The sequence below is a fragment of the Thalassoglobus sp. genome (genome assembly GCF_048270125.1).
In the GTDB taxonomy this organism is placed as follows: Bacteria; Planctomycetota; Planctomycetia; order Planctomycetales; family Planctomycetaceae; genus Thalassoglobus.
Genome location: NZ_JBLWTN010000007.1, coordinates 1 through 19,711, shown reverse-complemented (window position 1 = coordinate 19,711; position 19,711 = coordinate 1). Strand labels below are relative to the sequence as shown.

General features: G+C 50.3%; 13 protein-coding genes. 9 read left to right on the top strand and 4 right to left on the bottom strand.

From position 1 onward, the window contains the following. The first annotated feature begins 6 nt into the window (after positions 1–6). Both ACN0YR_RS10430 and ACN0YR_RS10425 read left to right on the top strand, forming a co-directional pair. Positions 7–3,135: an efflux RND transporter permease subunit gene (locus ACN0YR_RS10430; protein WP_417849157.1), complete on the top strand. Its 3,129-nt coding sequence runs from the start codon at positions 7–9 to the stop codon at positions 3,133–3,135. A gap of 171 nt (positions 3,136–3,306) precedes the next feature. After that, on the top strand, positions 3,307–3,741 hold the full coding sequence (locus ACN0YR_RS10425) for an ion channel (protein WP_417849156.1): 435 nt from the start codon (positions 3,307–3,309) through the stop codon (positions 3,739–3,741). A gap of 206 nt (positions 3,742–3,947) precedes the next feature. Here ACN0YR_RS10425 and ACN0YR_RS10420 read toward each other — a convergent pair whose 3' ends face one another. Together ACN0YR_RS10420 and ACN0YR_RS10415 are read right to left on the bottom strand one after the other, a co-directional pair. Continuing rightward, positions 3,948–5,387, bottom strand: coding sequence for a DUF1501 domain-containing protein (locus tag ACN0YR_RS10420; RefSeq protein ID WP_417849155.1), 1,440 nt, complete (start codon positions 5,385–5,387; stop codon positions 3,948–3,950). Positions 5,388–5,391: 4 nt separating this feature from the next. Then, on the bottom strand, positions 5,392–7,767 hold the full coding sequence (locus tag ACN0YR_RS10415; protein ID WP_417849154.1) for a PSD1 and planctomycete cytochrome C domain-containing protein: 2,376 nt from the start codon (positions 7,765–7,767) through the stop codon (positions 5,392–5,394). 668 nt (positions 7,768–8,435) lie between these two features. Between ACN0YR_RS10415 and ACN0YR_RS10410 the strand changes: the two genes are divergently transcribed. The 4 genes from ACN0YR_RS10410 (at position 8,436) to ACN0YR_RS10395 (ending at position 13,602) form a co-directional block, all read left to right on the top strand. Next, a complete protein-coding gene (locus tag ACN0YR_RS10410) occupies positions 8,436–9,257 on the top strand; it encodes a DMT family transporter (protein ID WP_417849153.1) in 822 nt (273 codons plus the stop codon). A 317-nt stretch (positions 9,258–9,574) separates the two neighbouring features. After that, a complete protein-coding gene (locus ACN0YR_RS10405; protein WP_417849152.1) occupies positions 9,575–10,714 on the top strand; it encodes a trans-sulfuration enzyme family protein in 1,140 nt (379 codons plus the stop codon). Positions 10,715–10,982: 268 nt separating this feature from the next. Then, on the top strand, positions 10,983–12,068 hold the full coding sequence (locus tag ACN0YR_RS10400) for a hypothetical protein (RefSeq protein WP_417849151.1): 1,086 nt from the start codon (positions 10,983–10,985) through the stop codon (positions 12,066–12,068). Positions 12,069–12,177: 109 nt separating this feature from the next. After that, the gene (locus tag ACN0YR_RS10395) at positions 12,178–13,602 is read left to right on the top strand and encodes a sulfatase (RefSeq protein ID WP_417849150.1); all 1,425 of its coding nucleotides are present in this window, start codon (positions 12,178–12,180) and stop codon (positions 13,600–13,602) included. Between the two features lie 130 nt (positions 13,603–13,732). Here the strand turns inward: ACN0YR_RS10395 and ACN0YR_RS10390 are convergent, their stop codons facing one another. Both ACN0YR_RS10390 and ACN0YR_RS10385 read right to left on the bottom strand, forming a co-directional pair. Beyond that, a complete protein-coding gene (locus ACN0YR_RS10390; protein WP_417849149.1) occupies positions 13,733–14,059 on the bottom strand; it encodes a hypothetical protein in 327 nt (108 codons plus the stop codon). Positions 14,060–14,562: 503 nt separating this feature from the next. Further along, positions 14,563–15,384, bottom strand: a complete 822-nt coding sequence (locus ACN0YR_RS10385; RefSeq protein WP_417849148.1) for a sterol desaturase family protein — start codon at positions 15,382–15,384, stop codon at positions 14,563–14,565. A gap of 306 nt (positions 15,385–15,690) precedes the next feature. Here ACN0YR_RS10385 and ACN0YR_RS10380 point away from each other — a divergent pair, with 306 nt between their 5' ends. The 3 genes from ACN0YR_RS10380 to ACN0YR_RS10370 all read left to right on the top strand — a co-directional run bounded on the left by ACN0YR_RS10380 (position 15,691) and on the right by ACN0YR_RS10370 (position 19,534). Next, positions 15,691–16,671: an aldo/keto reductase gene (locus tag ACN0YR_RS10380; protein WP_417849147.1), complete on the top strand. Its 981-nt coding sequence runs from the start codon at positions 15,691–15,693 to the stop codon at positions 16,669–16,671. Positions 16,672–16,863: 192 nt separating this feature from the next. After that, positions 16,864–17,838 (top strand): TauD/TfdA family dioxygenase, encoded by a 975-nt coding sequence (locus ACN0YR_RS10375; RefSeq protein WP_417849146.1) that lies wholly within the window; start codon positions 16,864–16,866, stop codon positions 17,836–17,838. Positions 17,839–18,193: 355 nt separating this feature from the next. Continuing rightward, the gene (locus ACN0YR_RS10370) at positions 18,194–19,534 is read left to right on the top strand and encodes a DUF1501 domain-containing protein (protein ID WP_417849342.1); all 1,341 of its coding nucleotides are present in this window, start codon (positions 18,194–18,196) and stop codon (positions 19,532–19,534) included. The last annotated feature ends 177 nt before the right edge of the window (positions 19,535–19,711 follow it).

Genomic DNA, 19,711 nt, shown 5'->3' with positions numbered 1-19,711 from the left:
TTACTGATGTCACGCTTTTTTATTTACCGACCAATTTTTGCGACCGTCATTTCAATTGTCGTCGTCATTGCAGGACTCGTCTCATTCGGCACCTTGCCCGTCTCAAAGTTTCCGGAAGTTGCTCCTCCGACGGTTCAGGTGAGTGCTGTTTACCCTGGTGCGGATGCAGAGACCGTTGCGGAAACAGTCGCCACCCCTATCGAGCAAGAAGTCAACGGTGTCGAAGGCATGATTTACATGTCCTCCACCAGTGCCAGCGATGGCTCTTATACGCTTACGGTGACGTTCAATGTCGGGACAGATATGGACATGGCAACGGTTCTCGTACAGAACCGTGTTGCTATTGCACAGTCTCGACTTCCTGACGAGGTTCGCCGGCAAGGGATCACGACCAAAAAACAGTCCACTCAAATTTTGCAGTTCATTGCGCTCTCTTCTCCTGACGGGGAATACGACGCACTCTATCTCAGTAACTATGCACTCGCACTAAAAGATGAACTCAGCCGTGTCGCCGGAGTCGGAGAAGTGACTGTCTTCGGGGCAGGGGATTACAGCATGCGTGTTTGGCTCGACCCGCGTTTGCTGAAACAACGTGGATTGACCACTGAAGATGTGACGAGTGCGATTCAGGAGCAAAACGTTCAGGTCGCTGCCGGTCAGATTGGAGCAGCACCTGCACCTCCGGGGACACAATTCGAACTGACTGTGAGCACGCAAGGACGTCTCGCAGATGTTGAAGAGTTTGGGAACATCATCATCCGGACTGGAGAGAATGGGCGAATCCTGCGCGTGAAGGATGTTGCTCGGGTCGAGCTGGGGGCGAAAACCTACACGTTCGATTCGACCTATAACGGAACACCGTCCACTTCGATCGCGATTTATCAATTGCCCGGGGCGAATGCCTTGGAAACCGCAGCGGCAATCAAATTGAAACTTGATGAATTGGCGAAAGCGAATAGCTGGCCGCAAGGACTGGAATATGCTGTCCCGTTCGATACGACTCGTTTTGTGGAAGCCTCCATTCAAGAAGTTTACAGCACGCTTTTCGTAGCTGCCGCACTTGTCGTGATTGTGATCTTCATCTTCCTCCAGGATTGGCGATCCACCATTGTCCCGGTGATCGCTATCCCGGTCTCATTGATTGGAACATTCGCCATCATGAGCGGACTGGGATTTTCCATTAATATGCTCTCACTGTTTGGAGTCGTACTCGCAATCGGAATCGTGGTCGACGATGCCATTGTGGTCGTCGAAAATGCAACCCGGCATCTGGAGAAAGGACTCTCTCCGAAAGATGCCGCTGTGAAGGCGATGGAAGAAATTACAGGTCCGGTGATTGCGACGACGCTCGTGCTTTTAGCGGTCTTCGTCCCCACAGCATTCATGGGAGGGATTACCGGGGAGCTAAATCGTCAGTTTGCTCTGACGATTTCTGCAGCCGTTCTCATTAGTACCCTCAATGCACTGACATTAAGCCCTGCGTTGTGCGGGTTGATTCTTCGGGCACCAAAAGAGCAACAGTTTGTCCTCTTCCGCTGGTTCAATAAAGGTTTTGATTTTGTTACGAACGGCTACACCGCGATTGTGAAGCGCCTTGTGCGAGTGATTGCAGTTGTGATGCTGGTTTACGTTGGCTTGGTCACGCTGACCGGCTGGACCTATACCAGTTTGCCTACGGGATTCGTTCCAACCGAAGATCAGGGATATATGTTTGTCAACATTCAGTTGCCTGACGGAGCATCCAGCCAGCGTTCGCGGGAAGTGATGTCAAAACTGGATGGGATCTACAAAGAGATTCCCGGTATCAAGGAGTGGGTGAGTATCTCAGGGTATTCTCTATTGAGTGGGACAGCTGGTTCAAACCAGGGCCTTTCTGTAATCATTTTCGATCCTTGGGATGATCGGAAAGAACCTCATTTACAGCAAGATGCCATTGTTGGTGCACTGCAAAGAAAAGTCAGTCGACTTCAGGAAGCGATTGTTTTTGGCTTTGTTCCCCCTCCGATTGATGGGCTAGGAAACGCTGGCGGTTTCCAGATGGAAATCCAGGATAAAGGGAACGCCGGTCTCGGAGAACTCCAGGCGGCGGCCGATCAAATTTCGACAGTCGGGAACTCGCAATCTGGTTTGCAAGCATTGAATTCAACCTTCCGTGCGAATGTTCCACAAATTTTTGTCGACGTCGATCGCACAAAAGCAAAAACGATGGATGTCCCGTTGAGTTCAGTCTTCGGAACAATGCAGGCTTACCTCGGCTCTGCGTACGTCAATGATTTCACCTATCTCAATCGTTCGTATCAGGTTCGCGTTCAAGCCGAATCTGTGTTTCGAGCAAAGCCCTCGGACATTGAAAGTCTTGATGTTCGCGATTCTACTGGAAAAATGGTTCCCCTTGGCTCTTTGGTTGATGTGCAAGACAAATTTGGCCCCTCTGCGGTTCGACGATACAACTTATACCCAAGTGCTTCGGTGAATGGCTCTGCTGCGGCAGGCTATAGTTCTGGACAAGGCTTAGAGCTGATGGAGGAACTCGCTCATGCGGAACTTCCTGATGCATTCGGTTTTGAGTGGACCGGAATGTCCTATCAGGAAAAAATTGCAGCCGGGGGGCAAGCGTTGATCTTTACGCTCGCTGTCGTTTTTGTCTTTCTTGTTCTTGCTGCTCAGTACGAAAGCTGGAGGAGTCCGGCTGCGGTCATTGCAGTCGTTCCCTTAGCGGTTTTGGGGGTTGTGATTGCACTGATTTCTCGTGGAGCTGACAACAATACTTACACGCAAATCGGGATCGTTTTGCTGGTTGCACTGGCAAGTAAGAATGCGATTCTGATTGTTGAATTTGCTGCCGAACAACGTCGTGACGGCCTTCCTCTTCGTGAAGCAGCAGTCAATGCAGCACGCCTGCGATTTCGTGCTATTTTAATGACTGCATTCTCTTCAATCCTTGGATTTCTGCCGCTGCTTGTCGCAGCTGGCGCCGGAGCAGCGAGTCGTCAAGCGGTCGGAAACGCAGTTGTCGGCGGAATGATGGCGGCGACCGTCTTCTCTTTGCTGTTCGTCCCGGTGTTCTTTGTTCTATTTTCCAGCAAGAAAGAAGTCGTAGCGAATCCTCCTGAGAAAGAGGCAGCTTCTACATGATCTGCATCAATGTTTTGATTGATGCGAGACAGATTTTTGCTCTGTGACAACTCCGATAACGGTCCGAGAGAGCCTTTTGCTCTAATGTGTGCCCGTGTAGAATGCGTTTCACTGGTCAATTGATGCTCGCCACGAGGCAGAACTCGAACGCCAATTCGAAAAATGCGATAGATGATCACCGTAATTTTAATTTCGTCATTATTGGTCATCGCCTGCGTGGGGATTCATTACAACTCTCTAATTTCACTTTCGAGCCTTCGTAGTCGGTTTGGAGAGAAAAGAAAGTGGTGGATTAACCTTGTGATTTTGGGAGCATTGCTGACGCATGTCGTTGAAATGATGCTCTTTTCACTCTGTTATTCACTGCTCGTTTCCTGGGACCGCTATGGAGCGATCATCGACTCAAGTGGGAACACTTCAAACGATTACTGGTACTTCTCGTTTGTCGTTTATACATCTCTTGGGTTTGGCGATCTGACTCCCGTTGGTGCACTTCGATTCATGACAGCTTTGGAGACCTTGACCGGTCTTGTACTCATCGCCTGGACAGCATCGTTTCTGTTTGTCGAAATGCAGAGTTGGGCTGAGGAAGCTCAACAGGATTAGAACTGGTCCTGAAACGTGAAGTTGCTCTCTCAAACGTTGAGGAAACCACCTATTTCAGAGGTTTTCGGACTGGTTCTAAACATTCCATAACAGTTGGTGTGGTCAGCGCTAAAAATTAACGAGCTGTCGACCGGGACCATTGCCTTGGACGACGATGAGTCAAACTCCATCTTTGCTACGCGCTTTAACCTTGTGATCAAAGTTGACTACGCCAGCAAGTCCTGAACAACGCTTCCGTGAACATCAGTCAGTCGATAATCGCGTCCCTGGTGACGATAGGTCATTCTCTCATGGTCGAAGCCAAGACAGTGGAGCAGGGTCGCGTGGAGATCGTGGACTGAGACTGGCTTGTCAACAACGTTGTAGCAGAAGTCGTCGGTCTCTCCGTAACTGAGGCCCGGTTGAAATCCTCCTCCTGCAACCCACATTGTAAAGCATCTTGGGTGATGGTCGCGCCCGTAGTTGTCGGCGCTCAGCGCTTCCTGGCAGTAAATCGTCCGTCCAAATTCTCCGCCCCAGATGACGAGTGTCTCATCGAGTAAGCCTCGTTGTTTGAGATCAGTCACAAGTGCCGCAGAAGCCCGGTCCGTGTCTTTGCATTGTCCCGGAAGTTGCTTCGGGAGATTCACATGCTGATCCCATCCACGATGAAACAGTTGGATGTATCGGACTCCGCGCTCTGCCATCCGGCGAGCCTGCAAACAGTTCGCAGCGAACGTTCCGGGCTGTTTTGCATCTTCACCGTACAAATCAAAAGTCGATTGAGGTTCGTCCGAGACATCGGTCAGTTCTGGAACTGAAGCCTGCATTCGAAAGGCCATTTCATATTGTGAAATTCGCGTTTCGATCTCCGGGTCAAAAGTTTCCTGCTGTTTGAGTTCATTCATTGCAGCCAGCGAGTCGAGCCATTTGCGACGATCAGCTCGGTTGAGGCCGGTTGGATTCGACAGGTAATGAACCGGATCAGAGCCGTTCCCGAATCGAACTCCCTGATGTTGTGACGGAATGAACCCGCTCCCCCACAAGCGTTGATAGAGTGGTTGCCCGTTTGGTCGTCCGGTTCCTTTTGATGACATCACCACAAAGGCGGGTAAATTCTGGTTTTCGTTTCCGAGTCCATAGGATACCCACGAGCCCATGCTCGGCCGACCGGGAAGTTGACTTCCAGTCATCAAAAATGTGATCGCCGGATCGTGATTGATGGCATCGGTGTGCATCGACTTGATGAAGCACAAATCATCAGAGATCTTCGCGGTGTGTGGCATCAAGTCACTCACCCAGGCTCCGCTCTTGCCGTGCTGCTTGAAGTCGTAAATTGTTGGGGCAATGCAAAGCCGGTCCTGCTTCGCGGTCATTCCGGTTAAACGCTGACCCATTCGGACTGAAGCCGGGAGCTCTTCGCCGTATCGCTCTGCGATTGCGGGCTTGTGATCGAACAAATCCATCTGAGAAGGAGCGCCTGACTGAAACAGGTAAATCACCCGCTTCGCTTTAGCCGTTGTCTGCGGGATGCCTGGATTGGTGCCAGCTTCTGCAGACAGATTTCCCAGTAATGAACCGAGCGCAGCCACACCCAATCCGCTCGCACTACGTCCAAAGAAGTAGCGACGAGAAAGACGATTTGCATGCTCAGAAATCTGGTTCATCGCATTATTCCCGGTTGAGAGTTTCATCAAGATTCAGAATAAGGCTGACGATGGCCGTTCGTGCAGCGAGTTCAGAAACATCGATCGCCTGCACGATTTTTTTCTCCCCGATCTTGGCAAGCCCCTCTGCCAATTTTGGCTGCCAGGAATACTGAGTCCGATGGAAATCGAGTTGAGCAAGCAAGATTCCAAGTTCCTTCTCGGATGGTTCCCGAATGAGCACCTGACTGAAAACTTTAGCAATCCAGTCTTCGTCGGAAGTCTCTTCTTTCGCATCGATGATTGTTCGACTGGCAAGGATTCGTGCGGCTTCGACGTATGTGGGATCGTTCATTAGGACCAACGCTTGCAGCGGTGTATTGGTCGTTGGACGCTTGACCTGACACATCTCACGGCTTTGAAAGTCGAAAGCATTCATTGCCGGGGGTTGAACTGTGCGGCGGATGAAGGTGTACAAGCTTCGGCGATAAAGGTCAGCCCCAGTCGATTGCTCGTAATCTCGGGCGAAGGAGACCATTTCGCTCCAGACACCGTCAGGCTGATACGGTTTCACCGATGGACCACCAATGCGATCATCTAACAGGCCTGCGACTGCAAGCGCTTGATCTCGAATCATTTCAGTACTAATCCGGACGCGAGGACCGCGTGCTAAAAGCTGGTTCCGCGAATCGATCCGGTACTCTTCCTCGGTCGCTGACGAGTCCTGCATATAAGTTGCACTGGTGACAATGAGACGGTGCATCGCTTTGACGTCCCAACCACTTTCAATAAACCGAATCGCCAGCCAGTCGAGTAACTCTGGATGAGAAGGCGCTTCGCCACGCGTTCCAAAATCTTCAGGTGTTGAGACCAGTCCGCGACCGAAGTGCATTTGCCAATAGCGATTGACTGCGACGCGAGCGGTCAAGGGATGTTTCGGGTCAAGCAGCCACTGTGCCAACCCCATCCGGTTTGCCGGTGCATCTTCAGGGAGTGGCAGTATCTCAGCGGGAACGCCGTGGCTCACTTCTGCTAACGGTTGATCGTATTGACCTCGTTTCAAAATGTAGCTTTTTCGCGGCGTCGGAAGGTCCTTCATCACCATCGTCGTCAACGATTTTGAAAGGACCTCATCGCGTCGCTTTTTCAACTCCATCAGCTTGGAATACTCACCCTGAGCAGCATCACCGAGTTCGATGATGTCTTGGTCGATTTTCTCGATGACTGCCTGAGTTTCCTTGTCGTAATAATAAAGAGGCTGCGTGTTGCCGTATCCGCGTCCGAATTCATCAACGCTATTGAAGTAGGCGAGGAAAGAGTAAAACTCCCGCTGACTCAATGGGTCAAACTTGTGGTCGTGACACCGTGCACAGCCGAGTGTGAGTCCCATCCATGTCGCTGAGGTTGTCTCGACACGATCGACGACATATTCCATGCGGAACTCTTCGGGAATAATTCCATCTTCATCGTTCACCCGATGATTGCGATTGAACCCTGTCGCGATGATCTGTTCATCTGTCGCATCTGGAAGAAGATCGCCCGCAAGTTGCTCAATCGTAAACTGGTCAAACGGCATATTTGAGTTGTACGCTTTGATAACCCAGTCGCGCCACGGCCACATGGTTCTTGGAATATCTCCCTGATAGCCCCCCGAGTCAGCGTAGCGGGCCAGGTCCATCCAGGTGACAGCCATGTGCTCGCCGTATCGCGGAGAGGCGAGCAACCGACCCACAAGCTTCTCGTAAGCAGCTGATGATTCATCTGCCAGAAAATTTTGAACCTCATCTGGAGTTGGAGGGAGCCCGGTCAGATCGAGGGTCACTCTCCGAATGAGAGTTCGCTTGTCAGTTGTCGCTTTTGGGCTCAGAGGTGAATCTTCGAGCCGTTTCAAAATAAAGTTGTCAATTTCGTTGCGAGGCGCGCGAGCAGAGTCTGTGCTCACAGATGGTACGGATGGCTTTTGAGGTGTGACAAACGCCCAATGTTTGGCGTACGGAGCTCCTTGGGCGATCCACGTTTTCAGAATCTCGATTTCTTGAACCGTCAGTTGCCGCTTCGCGTCCGAAGGAGGCATTTTTTCTGAAGCATCCTCAGAGAGGATTCGCAGTATAAGGACAGACCGTTCAGGTTGACCGGGCACAATTATGGAATATCCATCGCGTGCTTCGAGAACGTTTTCAGCGGAATCGAGTTGTAATCCAGCTTCGCGTGTTTCGACATCGCCACCGTGACAATGTAAACAGGCGTCCGCCAGAATCGGACGAACGTCCCGATTGAAATCAATCTTTTTTTCCGCTGCATTCGTAGCAAAGGGGGCGGTCAGAAAAATCAACACCGTCAGTACATCACGAAACGCATTCCGCAGAAACAGGGGCATCCGGGTATTTAGAGAAGCGTTCATGGGTATGCAAAGCAAGAGTGCTGTATTAATTCACTACAACCATGGGACAACGAGTCAACAAAGGCTGCTGAGGTAAATTGAGCAGCCTATTTGGGTTCGCGAATTGATTCAGTCAGTGAATCAGGAATATCGGAATTGCGAGTTACCAGCGGCTTATTTCAATTGTGATGCCACTGGTACGCGGGTAGTTTCAAATGAGTTCATCTTCGTAGATTGAGTTCAAGTTTTTCACATTGAGATGAACTTGCAGGATTTTAAACTGCAATGATCGGGTTCGAATTCAGCGAAGCGCTGAAGGCAAATTTCGATCACTCGTGATCGGACAACGTTTTACAGGAGCCCATTTTATCGCAGCCGTTTTTCGATTGCACTAATTTTTTTGATCCATTGTTGCCCTTAACCTGGTGATTCACCGACGAGCGGGGGGCTCACCAGAGCACTTTCGTACTTTCAATGCCCATGAGAAACGGTTCTCCCAAGAAAAACGCCGAACTCCTCGAGGTGGATCGCGCACACAATTCGAAAAATGTTTTAGAACCAATCCGAGAACCTCTGGAACCGCTGCTTTCCTCGACGTTTGAGAGAGCAATTTCAAGTTTCAGAATCAGTTCTCACCTTTTCAGTGAAATCTTTTCTACGAATACGTTGTCTTCAATCTGTTGAAATTCATGTTCCGTTCGTCGCAGCAATCGATTGCCCACATTCAAATGGGGCTTGCTATTCTCTTATTCGGAACTGCGCTGCCTGTAAGTCAGATCCTTACGAGCGAAGTGCATGTTTTCGACGGGACAGCGATTCGTCTGACGGTTGCAGCGATTTTATTTCTCCCCATGATCTGGAAACGCCGCGATGAGATCCGCAGGATCGGAACAAACGATGCACTCCTTGTGTTCCTCATTGCAGCGTCACTCGTTGCTGTTTCTGGATTGATGCTTTGCAGTACGAAGCTGGCTCCTTGCACTGTGATTTGCACTGTCACCAGTTTCACTCCAATTGTGACGGCACTCGGTGCGATCATCTTCTTTCGAGATCGCCCCAAGCGAAAGCAGCTTGGCTGGATCGTCGTTGCAGGCTGTAGTGCGTTGGTTCTTCGAGCTGCATGTACTCGGGCAGACGCGACAAATCAGGAATTCTTCTGGTTGGCACTTGGAGTCGTATTGAGCATCGCTGCCGTCTTTTGTGAAGCTGCCGGAATTTTATTTGCCAAGGTTGCGACCAGAACGGTTTCTCCGATGACGCTGGCGGCACTTTCGACATTGGTTTCAGTCTTAATCATCCTCCCGTTTGCGTTTGCCGATGGAACTCCGATCTCGTGGAACTCGCTGTCGACAAAAGCCTGGCTGGCTGGCATCTGGTGGGGAGCTGGCGGAATCACTCTGGGAACTTGGCTCTGGTATTCTGGAATCAAACAGTCCTCGGCAACAACCGCAGCAGCCTTTCTCAGCTTGTTGCCCTTCGTCACCGTTGCCATCTCCTGGATTGTGAACTGAGTTGGCGGAACCGTTGAATAATGGGAAATCGCCTGTTTCGCCACGACTGAGAGGGGCAAAAGGGGAGAGCGTTCAAAGCCTTTATCTGGAAATTCCTGTCATGAAGGGTCTCTTCAGTGCCTGGGAGGCCAAAGTTCGATTTTCGACTCAGTCTCTAAACTGCCGCAAAGCGGCGAACCTCTTCGATAACGGACTTGTCGAGATTTCCTGTTGCACTCTCTTTTTCGATGTGGCCGTTTCTCAGAATCGATTCACTCTCGACAAGCGTTTCTGACCCGATAGACTACCTGACCAGACACTCTTTGCAGGATGACGACATGGACTTTCAAACACGCTGCGTTCACACCGGAGTCAACAAAGACTCTGCATACAACAGTTGTACAACGCCCATTTATCCGAGTTCAACGTTCTATTGGAACGACCTCGAAACCAATAGCGGTTACGACTACACCCGTAGTGGAAATCCAACGCGGCGAGCGTTGGAGGAAAACCTCGCTTCTCTCGAAGGGGGAATCGACTGCCGCGCCGTCAGCACCGGTATGTCGGCCATCACCGCAGCGATGTACCTCTTCAAACCGGGTGACCACATCATCACCGGAAACGACATTTACGGTGGAACATTCCGTCTGTTCTACGATGTCTTCACATCGCAGGGATACAAATTTTCGTTCGTGAATATGCGCGATGTCGAAGCAGTTAAATCAGCCATCACACCTGAGACCAAAGGGTTGTGGATTGAAACGCCGAGCAATCCACTTCTGAACATCGTCAATATTGCAGACATGGTCGAAATTGCTCGCGAGAACAATCTCATTTCGATCTCCGATAACACATTTCTGTCACCTTACCTGCAACGCCCTCTCGACATGGGGGTTGATGTTGTCATTCACTCAACGACGAAGTATCTCAACGGACACTCTGATGTTGTTGGTGGTGCTGTCATCACGAAAAAAAGCGAGCACCAGGAACGTATCTCATACATCGTCAATGCGATGGGGCTGGCCTGTTCACCGTTTGATGCCTGGCTGGTACTACGTGGCGTGAAGACACTGGGACCGCGCATGGAGGCTCATCAGCGAGGTGCCATTGCTGTCGCCAGGATGCTCGATGAACACCCAAAAGTTGAACGTGTTTACTACCCCGGACTGGAATCGCACCCGCAGCACGAACTTGCAAAATCGCAACAGGAAGGCTTCGGAGCCATGTTGAGTTTCGATGTCACGGAAGATCGTGCGTTTGCAGAGAAACTCTTCAAAAATCTCAAGCTCTTTCAACTGGCTGAATCTCTCGGCGGTGTCGAATCACTCATCGAATATCCTGAAACCATGAGCCATGCCTCTATGACTGCTGAGGCCAGAAAAGAGGCGGGCATCAGCGAAAAAACGATCCGAGTCTCCATTGGAATCGAGTCGCCAGAAGACCTCGTCGCCGACATGAAAAACGCGCTCGACGCGTAACGAAACCTGTCAGGGGCGCATCGTTCAGAGTCGCAGCGAAAGTGATGATTCAGTGGCAAGTTAAAACAGAGGGGCAAGGAGAAGACTTGTCCTCTCTGCCCCCACAGGGTGTAACACCTTGAATCGTTTCTCGCCCGGCTCAGCTTTTCAGTTCGAAGAGACCTTGAGGATGAATGCCTCAAGACTGCTGCATCGTTGAGAATTTGTTCCCGCGGACGGTATGATACCGACCGCGCGGAGCTAACTTCTTTAACAAGAGGATCAACAGATGCGACGGTCTTTACTTGCTCTCACCCTTGGGCTGCTACTCGCTTGCCCTCCCACCTACGCTGCCGATATTTACGGCCTCACCCCCGGCAATCCTGACATCAAATCAGCTGGCCCAATGGCCTTCGGCCCGAGTGGAATTCTCTTCATTGGAGACCCGATGGGAGCGTCTGTCTTTGCTATTCAGACGGGCGAAAAGAAAAGCTCTCCTGCCAAAGCCATGCACGAACTTGAAGGGGTCACTGAAGCGATCAAAGAAGTCCTTAAAGCGGATGTCAAAATCAACGACCTGGCAGTGAATCCGGAATCTGGAACAGTTTACATTCTGGTCACTGCAAAAGGGAAAGGCCCGGCACTGGTCAAAATCAATGGGAGCGAAGTGAAAGAAGTCTCATTGAAAAACATTCCTTTTGCGAAAAAAGAACTCAGCAATGCCGCGGAGGATGCCGTCGTCAAAGTGGGACGTCGCGAGAAGAATTTGCGGGGCGAATCAATCACGGATCTGGCCTTCGTCGATGGCGAAGTCATTGTCTCGGGATACCGAAAGGGTGACTCTCCATCAGGAGTGACCTCCGTGGTCTTCCCGTTCAACAAAGCAGACAAAGGGGCAGGGCTTGAAATCTATCATGGTGCTCATGGGAAAAGCGAAGACTACTCAGCAATTCGCACATTCGTTCCGTTCATCATCAACGGAGAAGCGAATCTTCTGGCCGGTTTCGTTTGCACACCATTGGTGAAGTTCCCCGTTTCAGCAGTCGAGTCATCCGACAAAATCACCGCGACAACCGTCGCTGAGCTCGGAAATCGTAATCAACCACTCGATATGATTGTCTACGAGAAGGATGGCAAAAGCTTCCTGCTGCTCTCAAACAACAATCGCGGCGTCATGAAGATCAGCACGGAAGACATCGAAAATCAGAAACCGATCACCTCGCCAGTCCGGAATGGTGGTGTTGCCGGTCAGCCTTTTGAAACCGTCAAAAGCCTGACGAATGTTGTTCAACTCGATAAGTTGAACGACACACACGCTGTCGTTTTGATTGCTGACGCAGATCAAATCGATCTGAAAACTGTTGAACTCCCATAACGAGCAACGTGTGATTCGTCTGCATGTGATTTACACTGAATTTTCAGCCGCACACTCCTGAGTGTGCGGCTCTGTTTTTATAGTCCATGTGTATTTTTGAGGGGCAGCCATGAAATTTCTCCGCGTATTCTGTTTTGTTTCAATTGGCATTTTGGTCGCGAACAGTTCGCACGCAGCTGAAAAGATGAACGTTCTGTTCATAGCCATTGATGATCTTAATGACTGGATCAGCCCGCTTGGTGGATACAATGGCATCAAGACACCGAATCTGGAGCGTCTCGCGGAACGTGGGATGACGTTTACGAAAGCCTATTGTGCTGCTCCGGCATGTAACCCTTCGCGAGCCGCTTTGATGACAGGCATTCGTCCCTGGAACAGTGGGGTATATCTCAACCCACAACCGTGGCGACCAGCGATGCCCGATGCAGTCTTGCTGCCAAAGCATCTTTCACAACATGGTTATCACTCTGTCGGGGCAGGGAAGATCATGCATGGAAGCTACGACGAGCCCGAATCATGGGATGATTACCTGAAGAAAGGTGGAGACCCAAAACCCAGTGAAAAAGTTCTGAACGATCCACACAGTAGAGCAGGGGGGATCATCTGGGGGGCGCTCGATGTCGAAGACGATCAAATGTTTGATTACAAAACGGCCAGCTACGCCATCGACTATCTAGAAGCAACGCACGAGAAGCCCTTCTTCCTCGCCTGCGGAATCTATCGCCCACACATGCCGTGGCAGGTTCCACAAAAATATTACGACATGTACCCAATCGATGAAATTAAAACCCCTTATCTCCCCGACGGAGATCTTAACGACGTTCCAGGTGCTGGTCTCAAGATGGCAAAACCTCAAGGAGATCATGCGAAGATTCTGGAAACCAATAACTGGGATTACGCTGTGCAGGGATACCTTGCCAGTATCACTTTTGCCGATGCACAAGTCGGACGCGTCCTTGATGCGCTGGAAGCGAGCGAATTTAATGACAACACTGTGGTCGTTCTGTGGGGCGACCACGGATGGCATCTTGGTGAGAAAGAACACTGGCGAAAATTTGCACTTTGGGAAGAGGCGACTCGAGTCCCATTTTTCATCTCGGTTCCGGGCATGACAAAACCGGGATCTCGTTGTGATGCAACAGTCGATTTGATGAGTGTTTATCCCACTTTGTGTGAACTCTGCGATGTCCCCCAACCTGAAAAGCTTGATGGAAAAAGTATTGTCTCACTGCTGAAAGATCCTAATGCGGACTGGTCACAGCCTGCCATCACAACGCATGGAAGAAAAAACCATGCAATCCGCACCGACCGTTATCGGTATATTCAGTATGCGAACGGTGATGAAGAATTGTACGACCACAATGCCGATCCGGGTGAATTCAATAACCTTGCTCGTGAACCATCCATGAAGTCCACAATCACTGAGCTTCAGAAATGGCTTCCGAAAGAGAACGTTCCCGACGCTGAATTCGACAAAGAGAAAACGAAACCGAAGAAGTCGAAGAAACCCAAAGCAGGAAGTAAGAAGCCCTGACAAGCCTGTTGAAGAGATGAGCGTTTTATCGGTTTTCGATGACCACCTCAGGACAATAGAAAAGGCGGCTGCTTCGGACAGAGAGCCGAAACAGCCGCTTATTCAGTCTTAAAAGCAGTCCGTTACAATTTTAGTTTCGTTTCGGACCTTCGTTCACAGGCACGTCGCAATCGATATCACATTGGTTGTTATCGCATTCATCCTGAGTGTCATGGAAAATTGATCCGCGGGTGTAAGCAGCAACGCCACCGTGTTGTTTTGCTTTTGAGAATCCAGAGAAGCAATAGCTTTGGTTCAGATTTCCGATGGCATCGGCAACGTCGTTGAGTTCAGCGACGACTGCATGTTGGACTTCGCTAAGGCCAACAATCATTCCAATCACGAGGATGGTGGCGACGAGGACAAGTTCGGCAGAGACGATGAAGCCAGCTTCATCATTGAGCAGTGTACGCAACATATTTAAGTTCCCATTTTTTGTTTTGTTTTTTTTGTAATGACTCGACGATAGTGCCGAGTTGTTCGGCTGTGATCGAAGCTGATCCGATCGACCACAGGGATGTGACAGTTGCCTTCGTCCAGGCAGTTGGCACAACAAAGCACGGGACGACGTGCTTTGCTTGAAGTGCAAGAGTGAAACGAGTTGTTTCCTCCTGTCATTGCATCAGGAATGCAGTCGTTGTGCCGCTTATGAGAGATCCCGCACAAATGAGGCGATGTTTCAAATAGTCAACAAGGCATAACACGTTTAGAAATAACGTTTTGCAGCGATGTTGAGTTTTGTTTCCATTCAGGAAAAAAGATCCAAACGCCCCAGCCAGTATAACCCGCCCATCCAGTTCGGTTAGCAACTTGCGCTGGTTCATGTTCAGAAAAATGAACGCGAATGGACCAGAATTCTTTGGTCGCCTATCCATTGAAGCAGAACTTCGTCCGAAGGCGAATCCAGAAAGCCGAGCCTGATTATGACTTCGGATTTGTGGGCTGTTTGGGAGTGACAAACGGCGTCTTCAGCATGCCAGGAATTGTTTGCCAGTTCTCTTCGGTCATTTCATCAAGGCCCAACTCAAGCCCCTCGTTGCCATCCTGACGCTGGCGGTATGTGAGCCCGAGGCGATCCCAGAGGGATAAGAAAACGGAATAGTTCGAGTCGGTCTCTGGTCGGTATCGCGAGTGATGGACCTTATGCATTCCTGGTGTGACGATGAACCAGCGCATGATGGGCTCGAACTTACCGATTGAGATGTTGGCGTGATGGAACATTGTGGCGATGACCACAATCGTTTCTGAAACGAGAACTTCAAACGCTGTGACACCCAAAACAGGAATGAGGCCAAGACGGATTCCCGCTGAAGCGATCAACTCGCCAAGATGGAAACGCGTTGCTGTTGTGACATCCATCGCAGGATCAGAATGGTGCATGCGGTGGAATCTCCACAGCAAAGGAATGCGGTGATTGAGACGATGCCAAATGTACAACCAACTATCGAGCAGCAGAATTGCAGCCAGGATTCTCCAAGGAGTTGGAATCTGACTCCAGTTTAAGAGGCCCCATTGATTGACCTGCGCCCAATTGGCAACAGAAACCGTAGCGATTCCGAAGAGAGTCGCCATGATCATGGTGTTCATCAATGCAATTGCAACGTTCCGACCGGCGTGCCTCCAGCGATTTGCCTGAAACTCAAAGAATGGAAAGAGTGTCTCCCAAGTCCAAAAGAGCCCCAGGCACACCGCCGTCATTGCAGGTTTGGCAAGCCCCTCCAGGTTATTCAAATCAATTGTCATGAAACTCTGATTTCTCGAGGGAAACAACAAGTTGACGGAATCCATTCAAATCATAGTGAGCGTCTGCCTCAAGACCAGACTGTATCTCAGCGAGATCATGATTCTTCGCAATGAACTTGATATTTGGAACTGCAATGTGTGAGCTTCCATACAGTTGAAGCCTCAAACGAGATGGTTGCAATTTTTTTTTGAGTAGAGTTATGTTCATCAAATGGTGTGAGAGTCTATACTACACCGCGAATGGGATTTGCGATTTCGTCTGTGAATTCGAGAAGACGTTATAAGTTTGGAAATAAGTTCTGAGACATGTCTGAAATGATACCCCTCCCTTCTGGAGACCAGCTTCCTTCGGCTGGTCTTGGTGTTTGGAAGATTGATCCTTCTGAAGTCGGTGCAGTCGTTAGTACGGCGATCGAACTCGGCTACCGGCATCTCGACTGTGCCTGCGATTATGGGAATGAAGAAGGTGTTGGGGATGGGATACGAGACGCAATCGAATCAGGAGTTTGCTCGCGAGAAGATCTTTGGGTCACGTCAAAACTGTGGAACACCTACCACGCTCCTGAACACGTACGTCCCGCTTTTCAAAAATCGCTCGACGATTTAGGGCTGGACTATCTTGATCTGTACTTGATTCACTTTCCCATTTCGCTGATGTACGTGCCGATTGAGTCTCGTTATCCCCCCGGCTGGATTTTCGATCCGGACGCGGAGCAGACCCAGATGGAGTTCGCACCGGTTCCGATTCATGAAACCTGGCAGGCCATGGAGGAACTTGTGACCGAAGGTCTGGTCAAGAATATTGGAATCTGCAACTTCTCGACCGGACTCATTCGTGACTTACTTAGTTCTGCCCGGATTCGTCCGAGTGTTTTACAGGTTGAACTGCATCCATATTTGACTCAGGAAAAGTTGCTGAGATATTGTCAGCAAGAGGAGATCGCAGTTACGGGATTCTCTCCGTTGGGGGCTCTTTCATATGTTCCAATCGGAATGGCAGAAAAGAAAGAATCGGTCCTTGAAGAGGGTGTCGTCATCAAGATCGCTGAGCGACTTGAGAAAACGCCAGCTCAAGTGGTCTTGCGTTGGGGAGTCCAGCGGGGGACTTCCATTGTTTCTAAAACCAGCAGCAAAAAACGCCTCAAGGAAAACTTGAACATCTTTGATTTCGAACTGACCGAAAAAGAGATGCAGGCGATTTCCGCATTGAATCAGAATCGACGATTTAACGATCCAGGAGAATTTGGACCGGCAGCGTTTGATACTTTTTGTCCGATTTATGATTAGTACCAGTCCGAAAACCTCTGGAACAGCCGCTTTTCTCAACGTTTGAGAGAGCAATTTCAAGTTTCAGGATCAGTTCTAGAGTAGTTTGCGCTCAAGTCTGCCTGTGTCGAACGCACTCCACCAGTGAAGTTACTGTTGACCTTGAGGCAGTGTCCGAAACACCCATCCGAAAATGATATTAGAAGAGTTGCTATGAACGTTCAAGAACTTTCAATCGACGGACAGTTTGAATCAAACGGAAAGATTTTTCCGCTCATTCTGGAATGCCAGGATGCAGACGTCAGCCTGGAACAGACGCAGGAGTGGGTGGCAGCCAATGCACAAAATTTCAATCAGCAAGCGTTCGAGCACGGAGCGATTCTGTTTCGTGGATTTCCGCTCAAGGATGCGAATGGTTTCGATGCCTTTGTGCGTGCCTGCGGTTATCCGAATTTCAAGTATGAGGAGTCACTTTCAAATGCTGTGCGTGTTGTGAAAACAGATCGAGTGTTCACCGCGAATGAAGCTCCTTCGAATGTGACGATCTTCCTGCACCACGAAATGGCACAGACGCCGATTTATCCAAGTAAGCTCTTCTTCTTTTGTGAGCATGCAGCGGAGACCGGTGGAGCGACGCCTTTGTGCCGTTCGGATGCGTTGTTTGAGCTGATGCTCAAAGAGATTCCGCAGTTCGCTAAGGATTGCGAAGAGAAAGGGCTGCAATACACGAACGTGATGCCCAACTTCGATGACCCGAACTCCGGGATGGGACGCAGCTGGCAAAGTACGTTTCGTTCGCAGGCAAAAGAGGAAGCCGAAAGCCGAATGCTGGAACTTGGCTATACCTGGGAATGGCTGGACGATGGAAGCTTGAAAGCAGTCACCCCCGTTTTGCCTGCGGTCCGAGACCTCGGTGATGGGCGGAAGACCTTCTTCAATCAATTGATCGCTGCGTATAAAGGTTGGAAAGATGAGCGCAACGACCCTTCAAAATCAATCCGCCACGGCGATGGTTCAATCTTGGATCAAGCGGCTGTCTTGAAATGTGCTGAACTTGCTGATCAAGTCACATTTGATGTCCCCTGGCAAAGCGGCGATGTGGCGTTGGTGGATAATTTTGTCGCCATGCACGGTCGTCGGAATTTTACGGGAACACGCAAAGTTTTGGCCTCATTGGTGGCGTCGTAGGCTCACCATTTCCGTTCTGACACGGGATCAGCTGTTGAATAATGTGTGAGCAATCAGAGCGAATGACCTGCTTTCCCATCGTTTGAGGGCATTCGCGTTACCTCTGCCGGTGGGGGAGTGCTTTTGTGTGGAAAATCGGCCCCCCCATGAGGCAGAACGGGAGGAATTCACCAAGCGTCGTTGATCTCGGTTGCGGAGATCGTTGAATCGGTAAAAATTGATGTTGAGGTTCACATTTGTCCGATCAATGAACTATGATGACTGAATGCCTCGACTTGACCTCGTGCTGGATGTGCAGTGGTCAGCGATTGTAGTAATCCCACCCCCGATCTCCCACCAAATAGATCAATTCGCCATGCTTTCGATTACCGGAAAAAGCAAGCCGCTGTGTGATGGCTTAACCCGTCGAGAAGTGCTCCAGATTGGCGCGCTTTCACTGGGTGGGCTCACGCTTCCAAATCTGCTGCGAGCGGAGCAGCAGGCGGGCATTCGAAATTCGAATAAAGCGGTTATCATGATCTACATGTGCGGGGCTCCACCGCATCAAGACATGTACGATCTGAAAATGGACGCCCCATCAGAAATTCGTGGAGAATTTCAGCCGATTGCGACCAATGTTTCCGGGATCGAAATTTGCGAGCATATGCCAAGAATGGCATCGATCATGGACAAGTGTGTTCCGCTGCGGTCAGTTTATGGCTCACCGAATGGGGCTCACGATTCTTTCATTTGTTACACCGGTCGGCCCACTCAAAATCAGCCATCTGGCGGTTGGCCGTCGATGGGAGCAGTGGCGACTAAAGTTTTGGGACCGAAAAACGCAGCTGTCCCAGCCTTCGTGGGACTTTCGCCAGATACGGGCCATCCCCCATATGGATCACCCGGATTGCCGGGGTTCCTTGGTGTCGGGAACGCAGCGTTTCGTCCATCGGGACCAGCCCGGAAAGATATGGTCCTCAGCGACATCTCTGTTGACCGCTTGGATAGCAGAAAGAATTTGCTTCAAGGGTTCGATCAGTTACGTCGAGATATTGATGCGAGCGGAACATTGGACGGGATGGACAGCCTGAATTCGCAGGCGTTCGACATCCTCACTTCGAGCAAGCTGGCTGACGCTCTTGATGTCACCAGAGAGCCACAAGAAGTTCGTGATCGCTACGGCAAAGGGAGTCCCAAACGTTACGGCGACGGGGCACCGATGGACTTGGAACATTTCCTGATGGCACGGCGGCTGATCGAAGCGGGAGCACGCGTGGTCACGCTCAACTTTGGTCGTTGGGATTTCCACAGCAACAACTTCAACGGGCTCAAAAGCGGACACTTGCCATACTTCGACCAAGGCTTGAGTGCATTGATTGAAGATCTTCACGATCGTGGACTTTCTGACGACGTTTCTGTGATCGCTTGGGGAGAGTTCGGACGGACTCCGCGAATCAACAAAGATGCTGGACGCGATCACTGGCCAGCTGTCGGTGGTGGGCTTCTCGCTGGAGGTGGAATTCGTACCGGTCAGGTGATTGGAGCAACTGATCGTCTGGGAGCGGAAATTGCAGATCGTCCCGTTCACTTCAGCGAAGTGTTGGCGACTCTGTACCGTAGTCTGGGCATCGACCCTGATGCCGCTTTCCTGAAAGATCTCTCAGGACGACCTCAATACCTGCTTGAGAAAACAACACCGATGCCGGAACTCGTTTAAGCATCTCCTCCATTGCTTTTGGTGCCAGTGAAGATCACTTTCACGGCATCGTAGGCTGCTCGCTACGAAACAGTACATTCAGCCTGGCGTTGGTTTTGCTCTCTAGAGCATCTTCAGGTTTGGTTTGCAGTGTAGCCGCAGGAGTGAATGTAATTCAAACATTCTTGGGGACTGAAC

What these genes read in the sequence shown, in the direction of transcription:
- ACN0YR_RS10430 (WP_417849157.1), top strand. Translation starts at nt 7, where the DNA reads ATGTCACGCTTTTTTATTTACCGACCAATTTTTGCGACCGTCATTTCA.
- ACN0YR_RS10425 (WP_417849156.1), top strand. Translation starts at nt 3,307, where the DNA reads ATGATCACCGTAATTTTAATTTCGTCATTATTGGTCATCGCCTGCGTG.
- ACN0YR_RS10420 (WP_417849155.1), bottom strand. Translation starts at nt 5,387, where the DNA reads ATGAACCAGATTTCTGAGCATGCAAATCGTCTTTCTCGTCGCTACTTC.
- ACN0YR_RS10415 (WP_417849154.1), bottom strand. Translation starts at nt 7,767, where the DNA reads ATGAACGCTTCTCTAAATACCCGGATGCCCCTGTTTCTGCGGAATGCG.
- ACN0YR_RS10410 (WP_417849153.1), top strand. Translation starts at nt 8,436, where the DNA reads ATGTTCCGTTCGTCGCAGCAATCGATTGCCCACATTCAAATGGGGCTT.
- ACN0YR_RS10405 (WP_417849152.1), top strand. Translation starts at nt 9,575, where the DNA reads ATGGACTTTCAAACACGCTGCGTTCACACCGGAGTCAACAAAGACTCT.
- ACN0YR_RS10400 (WP_417849151.1), top strand. Translation starts at nt 10,983, where the DNA reads ATGCGACGGTCTTTACTTGCTCTCACCCTTGGGCTGCTACTCGCTTGC.
- ACN0YR_RS10395 (WP_417849150.1), top strand. Translation starts at nt 12,178, where the DNA reads ATGAAATTTCTCCGCGTATTCTGTTTTGTTTCAATTGGCATTTTGGTC.
- ACN0YR_RS10390 (WP_417849149.1), bottom strand. Translation starts at nt 14,059, where the DNA reads ATGTTGCGTACACTGCTCAATGATGAAGCTGGCTTCATCGTCTCTGCC.
- ACN0YR_RS10385 (WP_417849148.1), bottom strand. Translation starts at nt 15,384, where the DNA reads ATGACAATTGATTTGAATAACCTGGAGGGGCTTGCCAAACCTGCAATG.
- ACN0YR_RS10380 (WP_417849147.1), top strand. Translation starts at nt 15,691, where the DNA reads ATGTCTGAAATGATACCCCTCCCTTCTGGAGACCAGCTTCCTTCGGCT.
- ACN0YR_RS10375 (WP_417849146.1), top strand. Translation starts at nt 16,864, where the DNA reads ATGAACGTTCAAGAACTTTCAATCGACGGACAGTTTGAATCAAACGGA.
- ACN0YR_RS10370 (WP_417849342.1), top strand. Translation starts at nt 18,194, where the DNA reads ATGCTTTCGATTACCGGAAAAAGCAAGCCGCTGTGTGATGGCTTAACC.